The sequence below is a fragment of the Streptomyces sp. P17 genome, assembly GCF_032436805.1.
Lineage (GTDB): Bacteria > Actinomycetota > Actinomycetes > Streptomycetales > Streptomycetaceae > Streptomyces.
This window is the reverse complement of record NZ_JAVRBF010001130.1, coordinates 1-256: the sequence shown is the minus strand read 5'-3', so window position 1 is coordinate 256 and position 256 is coordinate 1. Positions and strand designations below refer to the sequence as shown.

Genomic DNA, 256 nt, shown 5'->3' with positions numbered 1-256 from the left:
AATTCGTGGCCGGCAACCGGGCGATGGTGAAGCTGTCGGAACACGCGCCCGCCTTTGCCGAAGTTTTCTCTCAGGCCGCGATGGCGCGGTTCGATCCCGAGGTGCTGACGGTGGTGACGGGCGGGCCGGACGTGGCGCGCGCCTTTACCGAAATGCCCTTCGATCACCTGCTGTTCACCGGATCGACCGAGGTGGGGCGGCATGTGATGCGGGCGGCGGCGGCAAATCTGACGCCGGTGACGCTGGAACTTGGCGG

At 66.8% G+C, this 256-nt stretch carries 1 protein-coding gene; it reads left to right on the top strand.

The genetic code is table 11. The annotated features are described in order from the left end of the window. On the top strand, positions 1–256 hold a 256-nt coding region (locus RMT89_RS44170; protein WP_315889394.1), incomplete at both ends, for an aldehyde dehydrogenase family protein.